Origin of the sequence: Duganella flavida (genome assembly GCF_009857445.1) — a bacterium.
In the GTDB taxonomy this organism is placed as follows: Bacteria; Pseudomonadota; Gammaproteobacteria; order Burkholderiales; family Burkholderiaceae_D; genus Rugamonas; species Rugamonas flavida.
This window is the reverse complement of record NZ_WWCN01000015.1, coordinates 171906-179765: the sequence shown is the minus strand read 5'-3', so window position 1 is coordinate 179765 and position 7860 is coordinate 171906. Positions and strand designations below refer to the sequence as shown.

Sequence of the window (7860 nt, the reverse complement as noted above, 5' to 3'; positions counted from 1 at the left end):
TCACCAGCCACCCACCAAGTTCGGTGACAACACCCCCCGGATCATGGGCGACTGGGGGCAACAATCATGCCGAACTTGGCTGGCCAAAACCTTGAGGATCAAGGTCTGTATATAGTAACGGGGCGGGCTGACGCGACCGTCGTTCGGGGCGTCGAAAATTTCATCTAATACAGAGATCGTTAAATGACGAAATACCCTTGCAAACGCAAGAAGTAATTTAACTGTATATTAGATGCGAAGTCAGAAAAATCCATAATTATCAATCGGTTACAGTATCTGGCCGCCCGCATGGGGTGCACGGGGTCGGAGGTTCGAATCCTCTCGCCCCGACCAACAAAATCAATGCAAGCCGTTCAGCTTGGCAGAAGTAGCTTCACTAGAGCTGGTAGTAGCTGGGCCAGGAAAACGGCCGTCACTGTCCAAAGGATGATGGAAGTCTTGGCTTCGGCAATCTGGACTTTGATATCTGCCTTCAGTTCGACCTTGGTCTCTGAGAAAAGATTCTCAAGCCGGGCGAACATGATCTTGAGTTCGGTAATATCGTTCTTGGTGGCGTAATTCGCTTTTATCAGCGCGAGATCGGCCGTTTGACCGGCCTCGTCAGCTTCCAGCTTATCAATGCGCGTTTCGGTGTTCATACGCCAATGGTAGGCCTCTGGCTTTTCATCGTCAAATATCGCGGACATAACGTGCTCCATTCGTGAGGGCTCAGCTATTCTCAATGCTGCGCCAGCCCTCAAATGGAAATTTGATATAGGTCAAATGGGTTCTTTGTGGAAGCGGCCGTCTTTCATGATGGCGTGGAGGCGGTGGCGGTTTTGCAGGATGGTGATGTCTTGCAGCGGATCGCCGTCCACCAGCAGCAAGTCGGCCAGGTAGCCAGGCTTGATGCGGCCCAGCAGGTGGCCCATGCCCATCAGTTCTCCGCCCAGCCGCGTTGCGGCTTCCAGCGTTTCGCGCGGCGTGTAGCCGAAGTGGCGGACGAATAGTTCGAGGTCGCGTGCGTTGTGGCCCGTGGGATTGAAGGGGAAACCGTAGTCGCCGCCCGGCAGTACGCGGATGCCGCGTCGTCGCAGCTCCGGTACCAGTTCACGTTGCCGTGCCAGCACTAGCGCCGCGCTGCGCTTCATGTCCGTCATGTCTATGCCTGGCGGCGGTTCGGCGTCCAGTGTGGCCTGGATGATGCCCACCGCAGGGCCGACAAAAATCTCATCGCGTTTATCTTCCATTATGTCCAGTGCTTCCACGTCGGCCCAGGTGCAGTGATAGAGCACGCGGAAGTTGGCGCGCAAAGCCATCTTCACTGCCGCCGCAGCTTGCGCGTGGGCGGCCAACCACACGCCCGAGATGCGGGCCTGATCGCCAGCCGCATTGGCTTCCTCCTGTGTGTACAACAGCTCCTGTGAGCTGCCCGGCTTCAGCGCATCCTCACCCGACAATAAAAACTTCACCGACTTCGCACCCAGCGTGGCGCATTCGCGCACGAAGGCGCGCACGGCTTCGGGACCGCTGCCATGTGGATCGACCTTGCCATCATCGAAAGCGCCCGCAGTCGGCGGCTCGCGTTCGATCGAGGATGCGATCAAACGCGGCCCCGGCATGCCGCCGCTTTGGATAAATGAATTCAGCGTGACTTCAATGGTTTTGCTCAGCGAGCCCGCCGAGTAGGCGCTGGTGTAGCCGTGATCGAGCAGGATGCGGGCATTACGCGCCGTGGTCAGAATCAGGTCTTCCGGCGGCAGCGATAATCGCGGCACCAGGCGCTCCACGGAGCTAGGCCACGACAGGTGGGCATGTGCCTCCACCAATCCCGGCATCAGGGTACGGCCATCGCCATCGATCAGACGATCTGCTACGCCGCCCAGCGCCGCCACATCCGCACCCAGTTCGACGATGCTCGAACCTTCGACGCGCACAGCGCTGACGCCCGGCAGCGGACCGCTGCCGTCAAAAATACTCACGTTATGAAAAACTATGCCGGGCATGGCATTCCTTCCGATTGATAGCCCCGGATAACAGCATACCGCCGCGTCCAGCCATCATGAAGCCGAATTTGGCGATACCTGCTATCACCGCACTTGCGCGGCCAGCTCCTCGTGTGGCGGCATGGCCTTGGCCACTTCCAGCATCACGCCGCGCAGCCAGATGTGGCATGGATCGTTCTCCTGAAAGCGGTGCCACTGCACGCATTCCGCCATCAGCGGCAGCGTGTAGGGCAGGGGCAGCAAGCGCACTGGCAAGCGCCGCGCGCAGGATTGCGCCAGGCGCGTATGCATGGTCGCCACCAGGTCGGTACCGATCAATACCGACGCCATGCTGACGAAGTCCGAGGTGGTGACCTTGATGCGACGCTGCACACCCTGGCCTTGCAGCATCAGTTCTTCAAAGGTGGGCGAGCGCGGACGGCCCAGCATTGGCGCTACGTGCGGCAGGCGCACGTAAGTCTCCGCATCGAGCACGTCGCCCACTTGCGTATTGCCTTCCCAGATCACGGCGCAGTAACTGTCTTCGAACAGCAGCCGTTGCGGATGTTCTTCCGCCAAAAAGTGACGTGGAATGATGAGGAAGTCGTTCTCGCCGCGCCGCAGCTGCTCGCTGGCGTCGTCTGACAGCGGCACCAGGTCGAGCGTCATATTGGGGGCGTCGCGCAGCACCCGCGCCACCACGCGGTTGAGGAAAACTTCGGTGGCATAGTCGGACACCATGATCTTGACGACGCGGGTTTCCTTGGCCGGATCAAAGCTGACCCGCATGCCGACCGTGGCGTGGATGTGCAGGATTAAATCGCGCACCGGCGCTTCCAGCTGGCGGCCCAGCACCGTCGGTTCCATATTGCGGCCGACGGCGGCCAGCAACTCGTCTTCAAAGAATTCGCGCAGGCGCGCCAGCATGCCGCTCATGGCAGATTGGCTGACGTTGACGCGCGCAGCGGCCCGCGTAATGTTCTGCTCCTTCAGCAGCGCGTCGAGCGCCAGCAGAAGGTTCAGGTCCAAACGGTTGAATCGCATGCGCTACCCTCCATGAGCCGACGGGTACATGGTACGCGATGCTTGCGCCGTGGCGCAAGCTGGCCTTTCCCACCGCATCAGATAGCGTTCTTGCGGGCGATGGCGCCGAGCAGGCGCGCACTCGGCTTGATGGTGCGGCGCATGGTGGCGCGGTCCACGGCGATAAGTCCGTAGTGGGGCTTGTAACCGAAGATCCACTCGAAGTTATCCAGCAGTGACCAATGCAGGTAGCCGCGCACGTCGATGCCATCGCGCAGACAATCTGCCACGCTCTTGAGCGCGCGCTGGATGTATTCCTCGCGCTGGCGGTCGTCCATCGTGGCGATGCCGTTTTCGGTGACGTAGATAGGCAGCTTGACGTGCTGGCTGGTGTAGCGGATGGTGGCGCCCAGCGCTTCTGGCCAGAACTCCATGCCGCCGTCGGTCAGGCGCGCACCGGCCGGTGGTGGCAGTTGGCCTTCCGGCGCAACCAGCGCACGGGTGTAGGTTTGTACGCCGATGTAGTCGCCATGCTCGCTGATAGCCTTGAACCACGGCTCGTAGGCAATGGCGCGCTTGCGGTCGCGCATGGCCGGATCGCCCACTGCCTGGTCGTCCTCAATCGCCATCGACAGGCCGACCGGCAGTTTAGGGCAGGCGGCTTTGATGGCCTGGTAGCCGAGACGATGGCCTTCCAGCAGGCCCGCTTCAATTTTGTCGAAGTCGCCGAAGATCCATGAGGAGAACTTGCCGGTGCCGGCGCGCTTGCCTGCCTCGGCCAGCATGGCTTTCTCCGGCGGGATGCCGGTCAGGCCGGACAGCGGACCCGGAATGCCGAACAACAGGCGTGCCAGGTTTGGTTCGTTGAAGGTGGCGGCGAGCGTCATCATGGATCCCAGTTCTTGCGCCACCTTGCTGCAGTAGCGCGCGAACAGTTGTGCCGCGCCTTCCGCTTCCCAGCCGCCGCGTCCTGCGAACCAGTAAGGCGTGATGAAGTGGTTGAACGAGACCACGGCTTTGATTTTGTGTTTGTGGCAGGCTTTCAGTACGTCGCGATAGTGTTCAATCGCGGCGACCGAGAACATGCCTTCCTCCGGCTCTACGCGTGCCCATTCGATCGAGAAGCGGAAGGTGTTCAGGCCCAGTGAGGCCAGCATGGCGATGTCCTCTGCGAACAGGCGATAGTGGTCTACGCCAGCGCCGGACGGTTCAACGAAGATAGATGGTTTGACGTTCTCCAGCAACCACGCGTCGCTGTGGACGTTGTCGCCTTCGACCTGATGGCCTGCCACCGCAGCGCCCCACAGGAAGCCTTGCGGGAAGTGGTAGCTTTTGTCGGCTGCGAACGACAGCGGCGAGAGCAGCGTGCCGCCGGCCAGCGCCGTAATGGCTTTCAATGTGCTGCGGCGGGATGCGATGATTTTTTTGTCTTGCATGATGTCTCCTTGGGGTTTTTATTCGGCGCTGCGCGACAGCAGACGCACAGGGCCCAGCAGGCCGCTTGGCATTAGTTTGCCGTCTGCCTGGTATGGTTTGAAAGTGCTGAAGGTGTAAGGTTGCGTGACTCCTGGTTGAGCGTCGCCGATCAGGCGATTTGGCCACAGGTTGGTAACGGTGATTTCCAGTGCGTTGGCGCCCGGCTTGAGCAGGCCGGTGACGTCGGCTACGTATGGTGACTTCCAGAGCAGCGGCAGCGGCTTGCCATTCAGTTTGACCTGTGCCATCACTTCCACGGCGCCGAGATCCAGCAGGATGCGGGCATTCTTGCGCAGCCATGCTGCATCGGCTTTCAGTTCGCGGCGATAGGTGGCGCTGCCGGAGTAGTACTTGATGCCATCGACCGACGAGGCACTCCAAGAAGCGAGGTTTGGCAGCGTGATGCTGGCCGGGGCACCGCCGCCGGGCGTGAAGTCGAGCTTCCACGGGCCGCTCAGCGTGGCCAGTGGGCGTGTGACCGAGACGGCAGGCACCAACGCCAATGCCGTCTCCGGCGACGTGGCTTGCGTGACCGCAGCGGCGGCACGGAAGACGACGAACACCGAGCCATGCTGCTCCATGTCGAGCGACACGATGGTGCGTCCGCCTTCCTCGCGCCAAACGGCAGGTGCGGTCTTGCCGCTATCGGCGTACCACAGCTCCGGCTGCAGGCCGCTGACGCGGAAGCTGGCCTTAAACTTCTCTGCACGCGCCTTCTGGTTGGCGACGAAGTAGATTTCGGTGCCCTTGTCGATGCGGTGCGTGGCGACAATCTCCGAGTCCGCATATTGGCGGCTGAAAGCGTAATCCGGTGTTACGTTCAAACCTTCCAGCACTGTACCGATCTCGCGGCCCGACACCACCTTGCCTTTGCCGTAGCGATGCTCAGCCACCGTGCGGCCATCGGCATCTCCCCACATGGCTTCTGCAATCTGCGCCAGCTCCTGCTGGTCGCCCATGCCCGGCGTGCTGCGTGGCTTGGGGCCAAGTATCACCGCGCCTGCTTCCACCAGCTCGCGTAGCTTGCGCAGCAGCGGCAAGCTGATAGCCGTCGTGGAAGATGGCAGCACCAGCAGGCGATAGGACGCGCCACTTTCAAGTTCAATCCGTCCCTCGCGTACGCTGGCGCGCTGCAGCAGCACTTCGGCATTGACGTAGTCGTAGCCGAAACCAGCTGGCACGCCAGGACGATCCGGCTCCGCAAACGGCGCAGCCACCGGCGCACCTTCGCCGTAGAAGTAGGCGATATCGTTGATCGCGCGGCCCTGCTGCAGCATGTAGGAAGCGCGGCTCAAATAATCGATCCACGGGCGTGCTTGCTCAGCCCAAGTCTCGTTCCGCGTGAAATGCTGGCCGAACCGCCACAGGCTCACCCCCGGCTTGCGATTTTCGAACGGCTGGTGCGGCGAAGCGTGGATGACGAAGCGGTTCACGCCCAGCGCCATGTACTGGTCGGCGATCCATTTCAAATCACGCGGGCTGCGGCTGAATGATGGGATTATCGGCGTGGCGGTGAAGGCCTCTGCGGCTACCAGCTGTTTTCCGTAGATATGCGCCGCCGATGCTGCTTCACGAATGTCCGACACCTGGTTCGGAATCGGCTTCTCACCGGGATTGCGATCCCAGAATTCGCCCATCGGAATATCAACGCGCCCCTTGGCTTGCAGGCCGTCGCCGACAGTCGGCAGATTGACGCCCATCGCTTCCGCATACAGCTGCATGCCGTGCTTGTGCGCGACATCGGCCGCGACGCCGTAGTGGTTGTCCGAAATCAGGTCAGCGATGGTGCGGCGAAAATCCCACAGGAAGCGGTCGCTGGCCTCGGCGCTATCGACCACACGGCCGCTCAGCACTGCCAGCCAAGGCAGCGGATCGTAGCCGCGACGCTGGCGGAATTCGGCCAGCATGTTGGTGGTCCAGTTTTGCTGGTTGGCTTCCCAGCTGTCCAGCATCAGGTGGCTCAGGCCTTTGGCGTCGGCCATCTTGCCCAGATAAGTTTCGAAGTGCGAGGTGACGGCGGCACGATCCAGTTTGTCCACTTCCAGCCCCACGCCTTGCTGCGTGGCTGGATCGTTGGTCTGACCGGTGAGCGAGTAGCCCAGTCGCAGTATCGCCCAGCGGCCTGCTGGCACATCCCAATCGAGACTGCCGTCGGCGCGCAGCTTGCCGGTCAGGTCGACCACGGACTGGCTGCGCACCGCCATGTCGGCGGCGACGGCTGGCGTGGCGAGGCTCTCCAGTTCTTCCGCTATCGAGAAACCTGCCTTGTCTTCGTAGCGGTGTACGCGGCCCGTGGTGGCGACCGAGAATTCGGCGATATCGTGCGCGGTCTGGCGCGGCTTGCCCATCACGTCATCGAGGAAGTTGCGCGCCGGGTTACCCAGCTCCAGCCGCACGAAGCGTACCGCGCGCTCGGCGAAAGCATAGGTGCGCACGCCGGTGGTGGTGCTCAGGCCCGAATGCACGGAGCCGGGCAGGGTGGCCACCGTCTCCCAGTTCACGCCATCGGCACTGACTTTGATGGCGCCGTCCGGAATCTGCACCTGGCCGATCGACAGCGTTACCGCTTGTGCGCGCACCGGCTGTGCGTACTCGATCTGCAGCCACGCAGGCTTGCTGGCATCCGGCGACAGCGGCAGCTTTTGCGCGTGTTCGAAATCGCCATCATCGAGTGCTGCGGCGGTGAAGGTGCCACCGCTGGCGGTGATGGTGCGCGTTGGCGCGGCAGCTTCCGCATCCGGCAGGCGATAGGCAATGACGGCGGCGTCGGCGTACCACTGTGGCACAGTGAATTTCTGGCGGCTGTACGGCTGGCCGCCGGGCGAGCCGTCCGGCATCGGTGCGAAATCGGACTGACGGTGAATCGGGATATTCTGGAATGGTCCGCTTACCGACGGCGGGGCCGCCAGCGTACCGCTGAAATGGCGCGGCCCATCGACCTTGGTCTCGGCCCAGACATACTTTTTCATGCCTTGCTGCGGCGTGACCCAGGGGCCGCCCGACTCGCTCCAGCCGCTGCCGCCGGAGATGGCGACCTCCATGCCTAGTTTGCCGGCTTCAGTGGTGGTGTAACGCACGCTGTCCAGCCAGCGCGGCGACATGAATTCGGCCGGCTGGTCGACATACTGCGCCGTACCCAGGTCAACGTCGAAGATATGCACGCCGCCGATGCCGATGCGGTGCATCCATTCGAGATCGAGTTTGATTCCTTTGTTATCTACATTGCCATTCATCCAGTGCCACCAGACGCGCGGGCGCGCCTCTTGCGGGGGCTGCTGGAATAAGGCCGGATCGGCGGCGTAGGCCGCGCAAGACATGCCGACGGCTGCGGCGAGTGCGAGCAGGCGCGGTGCGCGCCCGTTGCGGTTTCGATGCATTTTTGTCTCCGTTGTACTGC

5 protein-coding genes are annotated in these 7860 nt (G+C 61.9%); all 5 read right to left on the bottom strand.

Annotated elements, in window-relative coordinates; translation table 11 throughout:
* Positions 1 to 353: 353 nt before the first annotated feature.
* Positions 354 to 686: a hypothetical protein gene (locus GTP46_RS22505; protein WP_161008861.1), complete on the bottom strand. Its 333-nt coding sequence runs from the start codon at positions 684 to 686 to the stop codon at positions 354 to 356.
* A 72-nt stretch (positions 687 to 758) separates the two neighbouring features.
* On the bottom strand, positions 759 to 1985 hold the full coding sequence (locus GTP46_RS22500) for an amidohydrolase family protein (protein WP_161008860.1): 1227 nt from the start codon (positions 1983 to 1985) through the stop codon (positions 759 to 761).
* An 84-nt stretch (positions 1986 to 2069) separates the two neighbouring features.
* Positions 2070 to 3008, bottom strand: coding sequence for a LysR family transcriptional regulator (locus GTP46_RS22495; RefSeq protein ID WP_161008859.1), 939 nt, complete (start codon positions 3006 to 3008; stop codon positions 2070 to 2072).
* 77 nt (positions 3009 to 3085) lie between these two features.
* Positions 3086 to 4423 (bottom strand): glycoside hydrolase family 1 protein, encoded by a 1338-nt coding sequence (locus GTP46_RS22490; RefSeq protein WP_161008858.1) that lies wholly within the window; start codon positions 4421 to 4423, stop codon positions 3086 to 3088.
* An 18-nt stretch (positions 4424 to 4441) separates the two neighbouring features.
* Positions 4442 to 7840, bottom strand: a complete 3399-nt coding sequence (locus GTP46_RS22485; protein ID WP_161008857.1) for a glycosyl hydrolase — start codon at positions 7838 to 7840, stop codon at positions 4442 to 4444.
* Positions 7841 to 7860: the final 20 nt, after the last annotated feature.